At 73.6% G+C, this 20,092-nt stretch carries 3 protein-coding genes; all 3 read left to right on the plus strand.

Annotated features, from left to right (window positions below; all coding sequences use genetic code 11):
- Positions 1 to 282 precede the first annotated feature (282 nt).
- The 3 genes from AB0C30_RS11175 to AB0C30_RS11185 are packed head-to-tail and all read left to right on the plus strand — an operon-like array spanning position 283 to position 20,062.
- Positions 283 to 9,018, plus strand: coding sequence for an SDR family NAD(P)-dependent oxidoreductase (locus tag AB0C30_RS11175; RefSeq protein WP_357942083.1), 8,736 nt, complete (start codon positions 283 to 285; stop codon positions 9,016 to 9,018).
- The gene (locus AB0C30_RS11180; protein WP_357942085.1) at positions 9,008 to 14,533 is read left to right on the plus strand and encodes a type I polyketide synthase; all 5,526 of its coding nucleotides are present in this window, start codon (positions 9,008 to 9,010) and stop codon (positions 14,531 to 14,533) included. Before AB0C30_RS11175 ends, AB0C30_RS11180 begins: the two co-directional genes overlap by 11 nt.
- 27 nt (positions 14,534 to 14,560) lie before the next feature.
- The gene (locus AB0C30_RS11185; RefSeq protein ID WP_357942087.1) at positions 14,561 to 20,062 is read left to right on the plus strand and encodes an SDR family NAD(P)-dependent oxidoreductase; all 5,502 of its coding nucleotides are present in this window, start codon (positions 14,561 to 14,563) and stop codon (positions 20,060 to 20,062) included.
- Positions 20,063 to 20,092 lie beyond the last annotated feature (30 nt).

Here is a 20,092-nt window from a genome sequence, read left to right on the forward strand (position 1 = left end):
AGGCTTTATCTATTTCGGCTCGGCAGAACTCTCAGGCCAATGTCGCTACCTGTCCCACACAGGATGCGAACCGCCTACACCTATGTCAACGCGCCCGCGCTGACAGCTTCTGCCGGAAACAATGTGCCAGCCCGCGGCCGTGGTCCGGAAAGGGCGCGGCGATTAGGGTCACAGCAACTATTCAAAGCGATCGTCTTTATGGAAACCGGCACTGTCTTGTTGGTGATGCCCGAAGCTTGAGGTGGCGCATTGATGGTTGGTGAGTCGATTCAGCCAAACGGCATGACGGCCGGGGAAACCGGCCGGTCGCGGACCGGTCGCGTTTCGTCCGCCGTGGAGCCCGTCGCCGTGGTCGGTGTTTCCTGCCGGCTTCCTCAGGCCGCCGATCCCGGACGGTTCTGGCAATTGCTGCGCGATGGCGTGGACGCTGTGACGGCCGTGCCCGAGGGCCGGTGGCCGGACGGGTCGGACGCCGTGTACCGGCGTGGTGGCTTCCTCTCCGACGTGGATCGCTTCGACGCCGCCTTCTTCGGGATCTCGCCGAACGAGGCCGCCGCGATGGACCCCCAGCAGCGGCTCGTGCTGGAGCTGGCCTGGGAGGCGCTGGAGAGCGCGCGCGTGGTGCCGTCCCGGCTGAGCGGGAGCGGCGCCGGGGTCTTCCTGGGGGCGATCTCCAACGACTACGCGGCGCTGCAGGACCGCGTGGGGGCCGATGGCCTCGGACGACACGCCTACACCGGGGCGAACCGGGCGATCATCGCCAACCGCGTCTCCTACTTCCTCGGCCTGCGGGGGCCCAGCCTGACGCTCGACGCCGGGCAGTCCTCGTCGCTGCTGGCCGTACAGATGGCCTGCGAGAGCCTGCGGCGCGGCGAGACCGGGCTGGCACTCGCGGGCGGCGTGAACCTCAACCTGCTGGCCGAGACCACCGCCGCCATCGGCAACTTCGGCGCGCTGTCGCCGGACGGCCGCTGCTACGTCTTCGACGGCCGGGCCAACGGCTACGTGCGCGGAGAGGGCGGGGCGCTCGTCGTACTCAAGCCGCTGTCCGCGGCGCTCGCCGACGGCGACCCCATCCGGTGCGTGATCCTCGGCGGCGCCGTCAACAACGACGGCGGCGGCGACGGACTCACGGTGCCGAGCCGGCGGGCGCAGGAGGAGGTCATCCGGCTGGCCTGCGAGCGCGCCGGCGTGGAGCCGGGCGACGTCCAGTACGTCGAGCTGCACGGCACCGGCACGAAGGTCGGCGACCCGATCGAGGCCGCCGCCCTCGGTGCCGCCTACGGCCCCGACCATGCGGATGGCGAGTCGCCGCTGCTGGTCGGGTCGGTAAAGACCAACATCGGACACCTCGAAGGCGCCGCCGGGATCGCGGGCCTGGTCAAGGTCGTACTGAGCCTGGAGCAGCGCGTACTGCCGCCCAGCCTGAACTTCGAGACGGCCAACCCGGACATCCCGCTGGACGAGCTGGGGCTGGAGGTCGTACGCGACACCCGCCCGTGGCCGCGCGCCGACCGGCCGCTCGTCGCGGGCGTCAGCTCGTTCGGCATGGGCGGCACGAACTGCCACCTGGTGCTCGGGGAAGCGCCGCGGAGCGAGTACGGGGTTCGGTCGGCGAGCGAGGACACGCCTTGGGTGCTGTCGGCACGCTCCGCCCGAGCCCTCAGCGCCCAGGCCGAGCGACTGCTCGCCCACGTCGGCCCGCCGGTCGGCTCGCCTGCTGGCTCACACATCGGGCCCCATACCGGTGTCGAGGGCGGTGCTGTGGCGCTGGCGTTGTTGCGGAGTCGGGCCGTGTTCGAGCACCGGGCGGTGCTTCTGGGCACCGACCGGCAGGCGGGGTTGGCGGCGCTGGCGGCCGGGCGACTGGACGAGTCCGTGGTCACGGGGTCGGTGGTCACCGGGTCCGTGCCTGGTGGGCGCCGGGTGTTCGTTTTTCCGGGGCAGGGGTCGCAGTGGCCGGAGATGGCTCGTGATCTGCTCGCCGGTTCGCCGGTGTTCGCGGCGCATGCCGAGGCGTGCGCGGGAGCGCTCGAACCGTTCGTCGACTACGCGCTGCTCGACGTGCTGCGTGGGGCGCCGGGCGCGCCCGGTCTCGACCGGGTCGACGTGGTGCAGCCCGCCCTGTGGGCCGTCATGGTGTCGCTCGCCGGCCTGTGGCGCTCGTACGGCGTCGAGCCCGAGATGGTGATCGGCCACTCGCAGGGCGAGATCGCGGCCGCCACCGTCGTCGGCGCGCTGTCCATGCCCGACGCGGCCAGGGTCGTGGCTCTGCGCAGCCGCGCCATCGCCGGGATCGCCGGGCGCGGCGGGATGATGTCGATCGCCGCCCCCTTGGACGTGGTCGAGTCGGCGATCCGCTCGCTGGCGGGGCACGTGTCCATTGCCGCCTACAACGGGCCGAGGTCCGTGGTCGTCTCCGGGCGGCTTGAGGCGCTCGACGACCTGGGGCGGCGGCTCACCGACGACGGGTACCGCACCAGGATCATCCCGGTCGACTACGCCTCGCACTCGGCCGAGGTCGAGGAGATCCGCGACGAGGTGCTGGCGGCGCTGGCACCCGTACGGCCGGTAAGCGCGGGGACGCTGTTCATCTCGACGCTCACCGGCGAGCCGATCGACACGGCCGAACTCGACGCCGACTACTGGTACCGCAGCCTCCGGCAGCCGGTCAGGTTCGCGCAGGCGACCCGGCGGGCGCTCGACCACCAGGGCGGCCTGTTCGTGGAGTGCAGCCCGCATCCGGTGCTCGGGGCCGGGATCGAGGAGACGGCCGAGGAAGCGGACCGTGAAGCCGCGGTCATCGGGACGCTGCGGCGGGGTGAGGGCGGGCTGACGCGATTCCGGCGCTCCCTCGCCGAGGCGTACACGCGAGGAGCCGAGGTCGACTGGACCGGACCCGATCCGGTGGCGGGGGCAGAGCTGGTGGAGCTGCCGACGTACGCGTTCCAGCGCGAACGTCACTGGCCGTCGCTGCCCGCCGACGCCCGGCGCCCCACGGCACAGACGCTCCCGGGGGACACCCGGCGCTCGACGACAAAAACAGGCCCCGCAGGTGGCGGCGCCAGCGGCCATGGCCCCGGTTCGCTGGGTGGCGGGCTTTCGCCGCGTGAGGTGCGTGAGCTGGTGCTGACTGTCCTGGCCGGGCTGCTCGGGTACGAGGACGCGGCCGGTGTGGAGCCGGGCAGGACGTTCAAGGACCTCGGGCTCGAATCGGCCACGGCGGAGGACCTCAGGCACCGGCTGCGGAGCGCGACCGGGCTCCGGCTGCCGACCAGCCTGCTGTTCGACCACCCGACCCCCGATCTGCTGATCGCCCATCTGCGGACGCTCCTCGACGACGGCGGATCCGCAGCGTCGGCCGCCCGCCAGAGCGACTCCGCCACGCCCATGCCTCTCGACGACGCGCCCGCAGACGATCTCGTCGGGGACCCCGGTGGCGGTCTCGTCGGCGGCCTCAACGGTGACCTCGCCGCCGATCCCGACGCGATCGCCATCGTGGCCATGGGATGCCGGTACCCCGGTGGAGCCGACTCGCCCGAGGAGCTGTGGCGGCTGGTCAACACCGGCACCGACGCGATCACCGAGTTCCCCGTCAACCGAGGCTGGGATCTGGACGCGCTGTTCGCGGCCGGGTCCGACCGGTCGGGCACCAGCGACACCAGGTACGGCGGGTTCCTGCACGACGCCGACCGGTTCGACGCCGCGTTCTTCGGCATCAGCCCGCGCGAGGCCACCGCCATGGATCCCCAGCAGCGGTTGCTGATGGAGGTCAGCTGGGAGGCCGTCGAGCGGGCCGGGCTCGACCCGGCGGGGCTGCGCGGGTCGGCCACCGGTGTGTTCGTGGGCGCCATGGCCTCCGACTACGGTCCCCGGCTGCACCAGGCCACGGGGACGGTCGACGGGCACCTGCTGACAGGCACCGCGCTCAGCGTCGCGTCCGGGCGGATCGCGTACGCGCTGGGCCTGCGCGGGCCCGCCATCACCGCCGACACGGCCTGCTCCTCGTCGCTGGTGGCGATCTTCCTGGCTATGCAGGCGCTGCGGCGCGGTGAGTGTTCGCTGGCCCTGGCCGGCGGCGCGACCGTGATGTCCAGCCCGGGGATCTTCGTCGAGTTCAGCCGCCAGTCGGGGCTGGCTCCCGACGGCCGGTGCAAGGCGTTCGCGGCGGGCGCGGACGGTACGGGCTGGGGCGAGGGCGCCGGGATGCTGCTGCTGGAGCGCCTGTCCGACGCGCGCCGCCAGGGGCATCCGGTGCTCGCCGTGATCCGGGGCGGCGCGGTGAACCAGGACGGCGCCAGCAACGGCCTCACCGCACCGAACGGCCAGGCCCAGCAAGAGGTGATCCGGCAGGCGCTGGCCGACGCCGGGCTCGCCGCCGCCGAGGTCGACGCGGTGGAAGCGCACGGCACCGGCACCCGGCTCGGCGACCCGATCGAGGCCGAGTCGATCATCGCCGCGTACGGCGCGGACCGCGACCCCGGACGGCCCGTCTGGCTCGGCTCCCTCAAGTCGAACATCGGCCACACACAGGCCGCGGCCGGAGTCGGCGGCGTCATCAAGATGGTGATGGCGATGCGGCACGGGACGCTGCCGCGCACACTGCACGCCGACGAGCCCACGCCGCACGTGGACTGGAGCGGTGGCGCGGTACGACTCCTCACCGAGCCCGTCGAACTGCCCGACGACCGGCCGACCCGGGCCGCGGTCTCCAGCTTCGGCATCAGCGGCACGAACGCCCATCTGATCCTGGAGCGGGCCCCCAAGACGGGGTACGCGGTCCCGGAGACGGGGCGTGCGGTCCCCGAGTCGGCGTACACGGTTCCCGAGACCGGGCGTGCGGCACCCGAGTCGGCGTACGCGGCCCCTGAGACGGCGCGCGCGGACGCCGAGACGGCCGCGGCGCCGCTGGTTTGGGCGTTGTCCGCGAAATCGGCGGCCGCGCTCGAAGCGCATGCCGCGCGCCTGCGCGACTACGCCACCGACGCCCCCCAAGTCGACCTGGCCGCCGCCGGATACCTGCTGGCCCGCCGGGCCCGGTTCGCGCACCGTGCGGTGGTGGTGGCCGGGGACCGGGACGAGCTGGTGGCGGCCCTGGCGGCGTTGGCCGCGGGCGAGTCGCATGCGGCGGTGACCAGCGGCACGGCGCTGCCGGACATTCGGCCGGTGTTCGTCTTCCCCGGCCAGGGCTCGCAGTGGACAGGCATGGCGGTGGACCTGCTGGACTCCAGTGAGGTGTTCAGCGAGTGGATGACCCGCTGCGACGCCGCGCTCGCCCCGTACACCGGCTGGTCCGTCGTGGCGGCCCTGCGCGCGGGCGAGCTGGTGGGCTCTGAGGTCATCCAGCCGGTGCTGTTCGCGGTGATGGTGTCGCTGGCGGAGGTGTGGCGGTCGCTGGGCGTGGACCCGGCGGCGGTGGTGGGGCACTCGCAGGGGGAGATCGCGGCGGCCTGTGTCGCCGGGGCGCTGACGCTCGACGACGCGGCGAAGGTGGTCGTGCTCCGCAGCCAGGCGCTCGTCAAGCTGGGCGGAACCGGCGGGATGCTCGCCGTGGCGCTGCCCGCCGATGAGGTCCGGTTGGAGCCGTGGGCGGACCGCCTGTGGGTGGCCGTGCGGAGCGGGCCGGCCAGCACGGTGGTCGCCGGGGAACTGGCCGCGCTCGACGAGTTCGCGGCGGCGTGCGGCGAGACGGTCCGCGTACGGAAGATCGGCATCGACTACGCCTCGCACACCCCGCACGTCGAGGTGCTCCGCGACGAACTGCTCGCCAGCCTGGCCGAGGTCGCGCCGCGGCCGACCGACGTGGCCTTCTGCTCGTCCATGGCCGCCGACTTCGTCGAGCCGACCGGGCTGGACGCCGACTACTGGTTCCGCAGTCTTCGCAATCCCGTACGTTTCGAGCAGGCGATCAAGGCGTTCGCCGGAGACGGCGCCCCGCTGTTCATCGAGGCCAGCCCGCATCCGGTGCTGACCGGCCACATCCAGGACACCCTGGCGGCCACGGGCGCCCCCGGCGGCGCCACCGGGACGCTCCGCCGCGACGACGGCGGCCGGCGGCGCCTGCTGCTGGCGGCGGCCCAGGCGTACGTGGCGGGCGCCGACGTGGACTGGGCGGCCGTCGCTCCGGCCCCACACCATCACGTGGATCTGCCGACCTATCCCTTCGAGCACACCAGGTACTGGATCAACGAGAGCCCACGGGCCGGTGGGCCGCGGCACCCGATGCTCGACGCGGTCGTGCCCGTGGCGGGCGACGACGGGTTCCTGCTCACCGGGCGGTTGTCGCGCGGCGCGCTGCCATGGCTGGCCGACCACGCCGTGGACGGCGGCGTACTGCTGCCTGGCACCGCGTTCGTCGAACTGGCCCTGGAGGCCGCCGCGACGGCCGGGTGCGACGAGATCGAGGACCTGACGCTGGAGGCGCCGCTGCCGCTGCCCGAGACGGGCGCGGTCCAGGTACAGCTCGCGGTCGGCGGCGCCGACGCCGAGGGCCGCCGCGACCTCACCGTCTACGGCAGGACGGCGGACGACGACGAGGCCCGATGGACCCGCCACGCCAGCGGCACCCTGACCGCAGGCGCGGTTGGCGCCGGTGAGTGGCTTGCCGTCTGGCCGCCCGTGGACGGTGTCGAGATCGACCTGGACGACGCTTACGAGCGGCTCGCGGAGCGCGGCTACGAGTACGGTCCCGCCTTCCAAGGGCTGCGCGCGGCCTGGCGCGTGGACGGCGACGCGTACGTCGAGGTGGCGCTGCCGGAGCCGATCCGCACGGACGCGGGCCTGTTCACGCTCCACCCAGCCCTGCTGGACGCGGCGCTGCACCTGCTGGTGCTTGAGTCGGCCGAGGACAGCGGGGCGTTGCTGCTGCCGTTCGCGTGGAGCGGGGTGCGGGTGTCCGCGCTCGGCGCCGAGGTGTTGCGGGTACGGATCGCGGCCGGGGACGGCGACCGGGTCTCGCTCGACATCCATGACAGTGCGGGCGACCGCATCGCCGGGGTGGACGCGCTGACCCTGCGCCCGGTGCCGAGGCACGGGGCCGTCACACGCGGCCCGTCCGACGCCGCCTCGTACACGCTCGACTGGATCGACCTGGCGGTGTCCGCGATGGACCCGGCCGAGCAGCGCTGGGCCGTGGTGGGCTACGACGAGTTCGCCGACGAGATCGGCGCGGCGGTGGACGCCCCGCGTTACTACGACCTCGCGTCCCTGACCGAGATGACCGTCGGGGAGATGCCGAGCACCGTCCTGGTGCCGTACCTGCCCGAGGCCGACGCCGACGACGTGCCCTACGGCGTGCGCGACGGCATCTACCAGGCGCTCGACCTGGTGCAGGGCTGGGTGGGGGACGAGCGGTTCGCCGGGTGCCGGATGGTGTTCGTGACCAAGGGTGTGTTCCGGCCCGGGGGAGCGGACGTGGCGGGCGTGGTGGCCGGGCCGGTGTGGGGACTGGTGCGGTCGGCGCAGGCCGAGCATCCCGGGCGGTTCGTGCTGGTGGACGTCGACGCGGCCACCGTCGACTGGGGACTGGTGGCGGCGGCGGTCGCGGCGGGCGAGACACAGTTGGTCGCACGGGATGGAAAGGTCCTCGTCCCGCGCCTGATCCGTCGTACGGCCGACGCCCCCGAGTTGTTCGACGCCGGTACGGGCACCGTACTGGTGACGGGTGGCACCGGCAGTCTCGGCGCCCTGGTGGCGCACCGCCTGGTGGAGCGGCACGGCGCCAAGGACCTCCTGCTGGCCTCCCGCCGCGGCCCCGAAGCGAGTGGCGACCTGGTGGCCCGGCTGGAGGCGCTCGGCGCGCGGGTGACCGTGGCGGCGTGCGACGTGTCGGACCGCGACTCGCTCGCCCGGCTCCTGTCCGGCGTCCCGGCGGAGCGCCCGCTGGTGGCCGTGGTGCACGCGGCGGGCGTACTTGACGACGCCACGGTGGAAGGGCTGTCGGCGCAGCGGCTCGACTCGGTGTTCGCCCCGAAGTCCGACGCCGCCTGGTACCTGCACGAGCTGGCCCCGGAGGTCCCGCTGGTGACGTTCTCCTCCGTGGCGGGCGTGATCGGCAACTCCGGGCAGGCCAACTACGCCGCCGCCAACGTGTTCCTCGACGTACTCGCGGCACACCGGCGCGGCCTCGGCCTGCCCTCCGTGTCGGTGGCCTGGGGCCTGTGGGAGACCGCGGACAGCGGGATGACCGGAGCGCTGTCGGCGGCCGACACGGCCAGGCTGGCCCGGTCGGGCATCGCGCCGCTGACCGCCGAGCAGGGGCTGGAGCTCTTCGACAGCGCGATCACCGCCCCGGCCGAGCTGGTCGTCGCCGCCAGGTGGGACACCGCCGGGCTGCGCGCCAGGGCCGAGGCGGGCGAGCTGCCGCCCGTACTGCGCGGCCTGGTCCGTACGCCCCGCCGGACCGCCGCCGCGAACGCCACAAGTGCCCCCATGCGGGCCGGGGCGGCCGGCATGGCCGAGCGCCTGGCGAAGATGGCGGAGGCCGAGGCCCGCGTCCACCTGGCGGACATGGTCCGCTCGCACGTCGCGGCCGTGCTCGCGCATGGCAGCGCCGGCAACGTGGACATGGACCGGGCCTTCAACGAGCTCGGCTTCGACTCGCTGACCGCGGTGGAGCTGCGCAACCGGCTGAACAGCGACACCGGGCTCCGGCTGCCCGCGACCCTGGTCTTCGACCACCCCACGGTCACGGCGCTGGCCGAGTACCTCTTCCGTACCCTCGCCCCCGCCGCGCCGTCGCCCGAGGACACGCTGCGCGGCGCGGTCGAGCGGGTCGAGTCGATGCTGACCAGCGCGCACGGCGACGCCGAGGCCATCCGCGGCAAGCTCGTCGCCATCGCGCAGAGTGCCGTCACCAGGTTCGGTGCCGGGCTGATGACCAGGTTCGGCGCCGGGTCCAACGGTGCCGCGGAGAAGATCGATTCCGCCTCGGACGAGGAGATCTTCGCGTTGATCGACGACCAAACAATGACGTCTCCTCTGAGGTCCTCTCTGGAAAGGCCCGACCATGGCGACTGAGGAACAGCTGCGCAATTACCTGAAGAGGGTGACCGTCGAGCTCACGGAGACTCGGCAGCGCCTCACCGGGATGGAAGACCGTCGCCACGAGCCCATAGCGATCGTCGGGATGGGATGCCGGTTCCCCGGCGGGGTGGCGGGGCCCGAGGACCTGTGGGAGCTGGTGGCCTCCGGTGCGGACGCGATAGGCGACCTCCCCACCGACCGGGGCTGGGACGAGAACCTCTATGACCCCGACCCGGAGGCCCTCGGCAAGTCGTACACCCGGCAAGGCGGCTTCCTGCCCGACGCCGGCGACTTCGACGCGCCCTTCTTCGGGATGAGCCCGCGCGGCGCGCTGGCCACCGACCCCCAGCACCGGTTGTTCCTGCAGACCTGCTGGGAGGCGTTCGAGCGGGCGGGGATCGACCCGGCCACGCTGCGCGGCAGCCAGACCGGCGTGTACGCGGGCAACATGTACAACGACTACTCCCTGCGCTACACCGGCGGTGCCGTGCCGGAGTCGGTCGAGGGCGTCCTGATGGTCTCCAGCGCCTCCAGCGTGCTGTCCGGGCGGGTCTCGTACACCTTCGGCCTGGAGGGCCCGGCGATCTCGGTCGACACGGCCTGCTCGTCGTCGCTGGTCGCGATGCACCTGGCGGTCCAGGCGCTGCGGCGCGGCGAGTGCGCGCTGGCCCTGGCGGGCGGCGTGACCGTGATGGCCACGGCGGACCCGTTCATCGAGTTCTCGCGGCAGCGCGCGCTGTCGCCGGACGGCCGGTGCAAGTCGTTCTCCTCCTCGGCGGATGGCGCCGCATGGTCGGAGGGCGCCGGCGTACTGGTGCTGGAGCGGCTGTCGGACGCGCGGCGCAACGGCCGCCGGATCCTCGCGCTGATCCGCGGCTCGGCCGTCAACCAGGACGGCGCCAGCAACGGCCTCACCGCCCCGAACGGCCCCTCCCAGGAACGCGTCGTCCAGCAGGCACTGGCCGACGCCCGGCTCGACACGCGGGACGTCGACGCCGTCGAGGCGCACGGCACCGGCACCCGGCTCGGCGACCCCATCGAGGCCCAGGCGCTGCTGTCCACGTACGGCCGCAACCGCGCGGCCGACCGCCCCCTCTGGCTCGGCTCGGTCAAGTCGAACATCGGCCACACCCAGGCCGCCGCCGGCGTCGCCGGGGTGATCAAGATGGTGATGGCGATGCGGCACGGCGTGCTGCCGCCCACCCTGCACGTGGACGAGCCGACCCCGCACGTCGACTGGTCGGCCGGCGGCGTCGAGCTGCTGACCGAGGCCAGGGAGTGGGTCCGCGGCGAGCAACCGCGCCGGTTCGGCGTCTCGTCCTTCGGCATCAGCGGTACGAACGCGCACCTCGTCATCGAGGAGGCCGAGGAGAGCCCGCGTACGGACCAGGAGCCGCCCATCGTCAACGGCCCGCTCGCCTGGGTGATCAGCGCCCGCGGCGGCCGGTCGCTGCGCGCGCAGGCCGCCCGGCTGCACGAGCTTGTAACCTCAGCCGACGCCCCCGAGGCAGTGGACGTGGCTCGGTCGCTGGTCACCGGTAGGTCGCTGTTCGAGCACCGCGTCGTCGTGGTCGGCGAGGACCGGGACGCCCTGGCCGCCCGGCTCGGCGACTTCCTGGCCGGCCACCCGGTGGCCGAGGTGGTCGCGGGCGCCGCCCGGGAGAAGCCCAAGCTCGCCTACCTGTTCACCGGCCAGGGCGGGCAGCGGATCGGCATGGGCCGCGAGCTGGCCGCCGCGTCGCCGGTCTTCGCCGAAGCGCTCGCCGAGGTGTGGGCGGAGCTCGACGAACACCTCGACCGGCCGCTGCGCGAGATCGTGTGGGCCGAGCCCGGCACTCCCGAGGCCGACCTGCTGAACGAGACCCGCTACACCCAGCCGGCGCTGTTCGCCTTCGAGGTGGCCGCCTTCCGGCTGCTCGCGGCGCTCGGCGTGACGCCCGACCACGTCGCCGGGCACTCGGTGGGCGAATACGCGGCCGCGTACGTCGCCGGGGTCTGGTCGCTGGCCGACGCCGCCCGGCTCATCACCGCGCGCGCCCGCCTGATGCAGGAGCTGGACACGCCGGGCGCGATGGTCGCGATCGAGGCGACCGCCGAGGAGGTGGCGCCGACCCTGGCCGGACAGGAACACCTGGTGTCCGTCGCCGCCGTCAACGGACCGGCCGGCGTCGTCGTGTCCGGCGCGGAGGAGCCGTGCCTGGCGGTCGCCGAACACTGGCGCGAGCTCGGCCGGCGGACCAGGCGGCTGGCGGTCAGCCACGCCTTCCACTCGCCGCTGATGGAGCCCATGCTGGCGGACTTCGCCACCGAGCTGGCGGGCGTGGAGTTCCACGAGCCGCGCATCCCGTACGCCCCCAACCTCCCCGACGGCTCCTGGGCCGAGCCCGGCTACTGGGTGGAGCAGATCCGGCGGGCCGTCATGTTCCACGCCACGATCGGCCGGCTCGAAGCGGACGGCGTGGACACGTACCTGGAGGTAGGCCCCGCCGCGGTGCTCTCGGCCATGGCGCATGAGTGCGTCACCGAGGCGGACACTCCGATCCTCGCCCTGCACGGCAAGCGGCTCGCCGAGCCTGAGGCGCTGATCGGCTGCCTGGCTCGGGCGTGTGTGGCGGGGGTGGCGGTCGGCTGGTCCGCGCTGTTCGGCGGCGGGGCGCGGGTGGACCTGCCGACGTACGCGTTCGACCGGGAGCGGTACTGGCTCGCCCCGCCCGCGCGCGCCGCCGACGTGTCGTCGGCCGGGCTGCGCCAGGTCGGTCACCCGCTGCTGGGGGCGGCGGTCGACGTGGCCGACGACGGGGCGATGGTGCTGACTGGGCGGCTGTCGCTGGCCGACGCGCCCTGGCTGGCCGATCACGTGATGCTGGGGGCGGCCGTGCTGCCTGGTGCCGCGCTCGTGGACCTGGTGTTGGAGGCGGGTGGTCAGCTCGGCAGCGATCTGGTCGAGGAGCTGATGTTCGAGGCGCCGCTGGTGCTGCCCGAGCGGGGTGGCGTGGCGGTACAGGTCGTCGTGGGGCGGCCCGAGAGCAGCGATGTGCAGGGTGGCCTCCAGGGTGGAGGATCCCGGTCTGTGCGGATCTACTCGCGGCCGGCCGGAGAGCCGGAGGCCGCGTGGACCTGCCACGCCTCGGGCATGATCGGCGCGGACACGGCCCCCGACGCGAGCGTGCTCGCCTGGGCGACGGCCTGGCCGCCCGCGGGCGCCTCGCCGGTCGCGGTCGAGGGCGCCTATGAGCGGCTGGCCGACGCGGGCTACGACTACGGGCCCGCCTTCCAAGGTTTGCGGGCGGTGTGGCGCCAGGGCGAGGAGCTGTTCGCCGAGGTCGCGCTGGCCGATGACGTGGACGTGGCCGGGTTCGGCCTGCACCCCGCGCTCTTCGACGCGATGTTCCACCCGATGCTGATCGCCGATCCGAGTGACGAGCTGCGGCTGCCGTTCGAGTTCCGCGGCGTGCGGCTGCCCGCCGCCGGGGCCAGGGCGCTCCGGCTCCGCCTGTCGCGGTCCGGCCCCGCCATCGAGGCCGCCGACGCCGCTGGCCGGCCGGTCTTCTCGATGGAGTCGCTGCGGGTACGTACGGTCCCGGCGGCGGCGCTGTCCGGTACGACCGGCGGCCGCACGGACCCCGTGCCGCACGGCGTCGACTGGACCGAGGTCACGGTCGAGCCGGTCAACGACGGCGCCCGGTGGGTCTCGGCCGGGGAACCGGCGCCGGGGCTGGATGCGTACCCGGATCTCGGCGCGTTCGGTGCCGGGCAGGACGGGGCCGGTGCCGGGGAGCCGGTGCCGGACGTCGTGGTCGTTTCCCTCGCGGCGGCTCCGGGAGCGCCGGTGCCTGTCGCGGTGCGTGAGCTGACCGGGCGGGTGCTCGGGCTGGTGCGGCAGTGGGTGACCGAGGAGCGGTTCGCCGGCAGCAGGCTGGTGTTCGCGACTCACGGAGTCTTCGACCCCGCCGGTGGCGGGGCCGGGAGTGTGGTGGCCGCGGCGGCGTGGGGGCTGGTGCGGTCGGCGCAGGCCGAGCATCCGGACCGGTTCGTGCTGGCGGACGTGGAGGCGGACTTCTCCGCCTGGAAGCTGGTGGCCGCCGCCGTCGCGGCGGGTGAGTCGCAGCTGGCCGTACGCGAGGGGAAGGTGCTCGTCCCGCGCCTGGCGCGCAGGGAGATCGGCTCCGCCGCCCCGGACATGGGCCTTTCCCAGGGCACTGTGCTGGTCACCGGGGGGACGGGCGGTCTCGGTGCGCTGGTCGCGCGGCGGTTGGTGGAGCGGCACAGCGTGACGGACCTGCTGCTGGTCTCGCGGCGCGGACCCGAGGCGCCAGGGGCAGGCGAGTTGGTGTCGACCCTGACGGGCCTCGGGGCGCGGGTCGCGGTGGCCGCGTGCGACGTGTCCGATCGCGACGCTCTGGCCGTACTGCTGGCCTCGATCCCCGAGGACCGCCCGCTGACCGGCGTCGTACACACCGCGGGCGTGCTGGACGACGCGACGGTCGAGGGGCTGTCGGAGCGGAAGCTGGAGACGGTGTTCGCCCCCAAGGCGGACGCGGCGTGGCACCTGCACGAGCTGACCAGGGACGTCCCGCTGACCTCGTTCGTGCTGTTCTCGTCGCTGGCGGGCGTGCTGGGCAACGCCGGGCAGGCCAACTACGCGTCGGCGAACGTGTTCCTGGACGCCCTGGCGGCGCACCGGCGCGGGCTCGGTCTGCCCGCCGTGTCCGTGGCCTGGGGCCTATGGGACACCGGCTCGGGCATGGGCGGCACGCTCTCGGCGGCCGACACGGCCAGGCTGGCCCGCTCCGGTATCGCGCCGCTGAGTGTCGAGCAGGGCTTGGAGCTGTTCGACGGCGCGCTCGAAGCGCCCGAGCCGCTGGTCGTCGCGACCAGGTGGGAGGCGGCCGGGCTCAGGGCCAGGGCCGAGGCGGGTGACCTGCCGTCGATGCTGCGCGGCCTGGTCCGCGCGCCACGCAGGACGGCCGGCGCCGCGCCGGGCACAACGGGCGGAGCGGGCGCGCTGACGGAGCGGCTGGCCGGTCTGACCGAGGCCAACGCCCGGCGGCAGGTCACCGACCTGGTACGCGGGCACGTGGCCGCCGTCCTGGCGCACGGCAGCGCGGACGCCGTCGACGTGGACCGGGCCTTCAACGAGCTGGGCTTCGACTCGCTGACCGCCGTCGAGCTGCGCAACCGGCTCAACGCCGACACCGGGCTGCGGCTGCCCGCGACCCTGGTCTTCGACCACCCCACGGTCACCTCGCTGGCCGAACACCTCTACAAGACGCTCGCCCCCGCCGCGCCGTCACCCGAGGACACGCTGCGCGGCGCGCTCGAACGGGTCGAGACCATGCTCACGAGCGCCAACGGCGACGCCGAGGCCATCCGCGGCAAGCTCGTCACCATCCTGCAGAGCGCCCTGACCAGGCTCGGCGCCGGTCCGAACGGCGGGGACGGCGTGGTGGAGAAGATCGACTCCGCCTCCGATGAAGAGATCTTCGCACTGATCGACAACGCACTCTAGATCACCGGTACCTGCGAAAGGCGACAGATGTCGACCGAGGACAAGCTTCGCGACTACCTCAAGCGCGTGACCGTCGAACTGACCCAGACACGCCGCCGCCTCGCCGAGATCGAAGACCGTCGCCACGAGCCCATCGCGATCATCGGGATGGCCTGCCGTTACCCCGGCGGCGTGGCCGGACCCGAGGATCTGTGGGAGGTGGTGTCCTCGGGCGTGGACGCGATCGGCGAGTTCCCCGCCGACCGTGGCTGGGACCTCGACGGTCTGTACGACCCGGCCCCCGACGCGTTCGGCAAGTCGTACACGCGGCACGGCGGCTTCTTGTACGACGCCGGCGACTTCGACGCGCCCTTCTTCGGGATGAGCCCGCGCGGCGCGCTGGCCACCGACCCGCAGCACCGGCTGTTCCTGGAGGTGAGCTGGGAGGCGTTCGAGCGGGCCGGCCTCGACCCGGACGCACTGCGCGGCAGCAGGACCGGGGTCTACGCGGGGACCATGTACGAGTACTACGCCGACCGCTACCTCGGGGCCATCCCCGAGTCCGTCGAGGGTACGCTGCTCACCTCCAGCACGCCGAGCGTCCTGTCGGGCCGGGTGGCGTACACCTTTGGGCTGGAGGGCCCGGCCGTCACCCTGGACACCGCGTGCTCGTCGTCGCTGGTCACCGTACACCTGGCGGTCCAGGCCCTGAGGCGCGGCGAATGCGCCCTGGCGCTGGCCGGTGGCGTGACGGTGATGGCGGCGCCGGACCCGTTCGTGGAGTTCTCGCGGCAGCAGGCCCTGTCGCCCGACGGCCGGTGCAAGGCGTTCTCGGCCGCCGCCGACGGCGCCGCCTGGGCCGAGGGCGCGGGTGTGATCCTGCTGGAACGGCTGTCGGACGCGCAGCGCGACGGCCGCCGGATCCTCGCGGTGATCCGCGGCTCGGCCGTCAACCAGGACGGCGCCAGCAACGGCCTGACGGCGCCGAGCGGTCCGGCGCAGCGGGAGGTGTACCGGCAGGCGCTGGCCGACGCCCGGCTCGAACCCCGCGACGTGGACGCCGTGGAGGCCCACGGCACCGGCACCCGGCTCGGCGACCCGATCGAGGCCGAGTCGATCATCGCCGCCTACGGGCAGGACCGGCCGGCGGACCGCCCGCTGCGGCTCGGCTCGGTGAAGTCGAACATCGGCCACACCCAGGCAGCCGCCGGCGTCGCCGGGGTGATCAAGATGGTGAAGGCGCTGGAACACCGGACCCTGCCGGCCACCCTGCACGTGGACGAGCCGACGCCGCACGCGGACTGGTCGGCCGGGGCCGTGGAACTGCTGACGGAGGCTGTGGCCTGGCCGGTCTCGGACCGGCCGATGCGGGCCGCGGTCTCGGGGTTCGGCATCAGCGGGACCAACGCTCATGTGATCTTGGAGCAGGCGCCGGAGGTGGTGCCCGAACCTGTGACGGTGGATGGCCCGCTGGTGTGGGTGTTGTCCGCCAAGACGGAAATGTCGCTACATGCGCAGGCGGGCCGTTTGCGGACGTACGCGGCCACCGCGGCAGATGAGGATCTGGCCGTCGCGGGAGCCGTACTCGCTCGGCGGGCGCGGTTCGCGCACCGCGCGGTCGTTGTGGCCGCGGACCGGGATGAGCTGGTGGCGGGCTTGGCGGCGTTGGCGGCGGGTGAGTCGCATGCGGCGGTGAGCAGTGGTGCGGCGCTGGCTGATGTGCGGCCGGTGTTCGTGTTCCCGGGTCAGGGTTCGCAGTGGACGGGCATGGCGGTGGACCTGCTGGACTCCAGTGAGGTGTTCCGGGAGTGGATGAGCCGGTGCGATGCCGCGCTCGCCCCGTACACGGGCTGGTCTGTGGTGGCGGCTCTGCGTGCGGGTGAGTTGGTGGGCTCTGAGGTCATTCAGCCGGCGTTGTTCGCGGTGATGGTGTCGCTGGCGGAGGTGTGGCGGTCGCTGGGTGTGGATCCGGCGGCGGTGGTGGGGCACTCGCAGGGGGAGATCGCGGCGGCCTGTGTCGCCGGGGCGCTGACGCTCGACGACGCGGCCAGGATCGTGGCGCTGCGCAGCCAGGCCGTGGTGCGCGGGCTGGCCGCCACGGGCGGGATGCTCGCGGTGGCGCTGCCCGCCGAAGAGGTACGGCTGGAGCCGTGGGCGGACCGCCTGTGGACAGCCGTGCACAGCGGGCCCGCGGGCACGGTCGTGGCGGGAGACGTGGACGCGCTCGACGAGTTCGCGGCGGCGTGGGGTGAGACGGTCCGGGTGCGCAGGATCGCCGTCGACTACGCCTCGCACACCCCGCACGTGGAAGTGCTGCGCGAGGAGTTGCTCGCCACGCTGGCCGGGATCGCGCCGCAGGCGACGGACGTGGCCTTCTGCTCGTCCATGGCCGGCACCTTCGTCGAGCCGACCGAGCTGGACGCCTCCTACTGGTACGACAATCTGCGCAACCCCGTCCTCTTCCGCGAGTCCATCGGGGCGTTCGCGTCGTTCGGTACGCCGCTGTTCGTCGAGGTCAGCCCGCATCCCGTGCTGGGCGGCGACATCGAGGACATCTGCCATGAAGCGGGCATGACCGCCGGGGTCTGCGGGTCGCTGCGTCGTGGTGCCGGTGACTGGCGCCGATTCCTGGCCGCGCTGGCGCAGGCGTGGGTGCTCGGGGCCGAGGTCGAGTGGCGGGCGGTGCTGGCCGACGTGCCGTACCGGCAGGTGGACGTGCCGACCTATGCCTTCGACCGGCGTACGTACTGGCTCAAGACCGCCGAGCGGCGCGCGCAGCACGCGGGCGGCGCGGGGATCGGCGGCTCGCGGCATCCGCTGCTGACCGCCGTCGTCCCGGTGGCCGACGACGGGTTCCTGCTCACCGGCCGGCTGTCGGCGGCTGTACTGCCGTGGCTCGCCGACCACTCGGTCTCCGGGAGCGTGCTGCTGCCCGGGGCCGCGTTCGTCGAGTTGGCGCTGGAGGGTGCCGCGGTCGCGGGCTGCGACCTGCTGGAGGAGCTCACGCTGGAGGCGCCGCTGGTCCTGCCCGCGACGGGTGAGGTCGGGCTGCAGATCACGGTGAGTCCGTCCGACGCCGCCGGGCGGCGTGCGCTGACCGTCTTCTCTGCCTTGCCGGACTCCGAGTGGGTACGTCATGCGTCGGGCACGCTCCTCGAAACGTGCGTTTCCGCTGGAGAGTTCGGCTGGGCCACGGCCTGGCCGCCCGCGGGCGGGTCGCCGGTGAACGTCGACGGCGGGTACGAGCGGCTGGCGGACTCCGGTTACGAGTACGGTCCGGCGTTCCAGGGCGTGCGGGCGGTGTGGCGGCGTGACGAGGAGCTGTTCGCGGAGGTCGTGGCGCCCGACGGGGTGGAGCTCGACGGGTACGGGATGCACCCGGCGGTGCTCGACGCGGCGTTCCACCCGTTGCTGCTCGCGGGCTCCGGTTCCGGCTCCGGGGAGCTGCGGCTGCCGTTCGTGTTCCGGGGAGTGCGGCTGGGTGTGCCGGGGGCCTCGGTGCTGCGGGTACGGCTGGCGTGGGCGGGCGATGACGCCGTGGTGGAGGCGGCCGACGTCTCCGGCCGGGCGGTGCTGTCGATCGAGTCGCTGCGGGCCAGGGCGGTACCGGTCGAGCCGTCGGCCTCGATGGGCGCGGTCCCGCAGGGGCTCGACTGGGTGAAGGTGCCCGCGGAACTCGGCGGCCCTTCATCGAAGGACGGTGGCTCGCGCTGGGCCTGGCTGGACGACGAGGGTGCGGCGTTGGAGGCGGACTTCGTCGCGGTGCGCTGCTCGGTTGCCGCCCCGAGCGTGACCGCCGGGGCGCGGGAGTTGTTCGGCCGGGTGCTGGATCTGCTGCGGAGCTGGCCGGCCGACGCGCGGGCCCGGCTGGTGTTCGTCACCCAGGGTGTCCTGGCCACGGATCGTGTCGACGCCGCGGCCGTGGCCGCCGGGGTCGTCTGGGGTCTCGTCCGGTCGGCGCAGGCCGAGCAGCCGGGGCGGTTCGCGCTGGTGGACGTGGAAGAGGGTGCCACGGACTGGGACCTGGTGGCGGCGGCGATCGACGCCGGTGAGCCGCAGCTGGCGATACGCGACGGAGTGCCACTGGCGCCCCGCCTGACCCGCCGCCCGGCCGCATCGTCCGCCCATGGCACGGACACGACCCATGGCACGGACACGACCGGCGCGCACACGACCCATGGCGCGGACACGACCCACGGCGCGGGCGTGACCTCTCCTCAAGGCGCGACCACGGCCTCTCCCCAGGGCACAGTGCTGGTGACCGGCGGGATCGGTGGGTTGGGCGCGCTTGTCGCGCGGCGGCTAGTGGAGCGGCACGGGGTCCGGGACCTGCTGCTGGTCTCGCGGCGCGGCCCCGAGGCGCCGGGGGCAGGCGAGCTGGCGTCGAGCCTGGAGGACCTCGGGGCGCGGGTCACGGTGACCGCCTGCGACGTGTCCGACCGCGACGCTCTGGCCGTACTGCTGGCCTCGATCCCCGAGGACCGGCCACTCACCAGCGTGGTGCACACCGCCGGAGTCCTGGACGACGCCACCCTGGAGGGGCTGTCGGAGCGGAAGCTGGAGGTGGTGTTCGCGCCGAAGGCGGACGCGGCGTGGCACCTGCACGAGCTGACTCGTGGCCTGCCGCTGACCTCGTTCGTGGTGTTCTCGTCGCTGGCGGGCGTGCTGGGCAATGCCGGGCAGGGCAACTACGCCGCCGCGAACGCGTTCCTCGACGTGCTGGCCGCGCACCGGCGCGGGCTCGGACTGCCCGCGGTGTCGGTGGCTTGGGGGCTGTGGGACACCGGCTCGGACATGACCGGTGCGCTGACGGCGGCCGACACCGCCCGCCTGGCCCGCGCGGGCGTCGCGCCGCTGAGCGTGGCGGAGGGGCTGGAGCTGTTCGACGCGGCGCTCGGCGGTGAGGAGGCCCTTGTCGTCGCCTCCGGCTGGGACGCTCCCGGGCTGCGGGCCAGGGCCGCGGCGGGTGACCTGCCGCCCCTGCTGCGGGGACTGGTTCGCGCGCCGCGCCGTACCGGATCCGGGCAGCACGCGGGCAATCCCGGGCTGGCGGCCCGGCTGCCCAGCCTGTCCGAGACCGACGCCCGCCGGCTGATCACCGACGTCATCCGCGCGCACGTCGCCGCCGTACTCGCGCACGACAGCGTGGACGCGGTCGACGTCGGCAGCGCGTTCAACACGCTCGGCTTCGACTCGCTGACCGCCGTCGAGCTGCGCAACCGGCTCAACTCCGATACGGGGCTGCGGCTGCCCGCGACCCTGGTCTTCGACCACCCGACCGTCACGACGCTGGCCGACTACCTGTTCAGGAAGCTCGCCCCGGCCGCCCCCTCGGCGGAGGACACGCTGCGCGGCGCGCTGGAACGCGTCGACTCGATACTCGCCCGCGCCAACGGCGACGCCGAGCGCATCCGCGGCAAGCTCATCCCGATTCTGCAGAGTGCCCTGGCCAGGCTCGGAGCCGATCCCGACGGCATGAACGGCGCGGCGGAGAAGATCGACTCCGCGACCGATGAAGAGATCTTCGCGCTCATCGACAACGACTTCTGACCATGACTCTCGTTACCGGAAAGGCTCGTC

This window comes from Nonomuraea sp. NPDC048901, assembly GCF_040649695.1.
Classification (GTDB): Bacteria; Actinomycetota; Actinomycetes; order Streptosporangiales; family Streptosporangiaceae; genus Nonomuraea.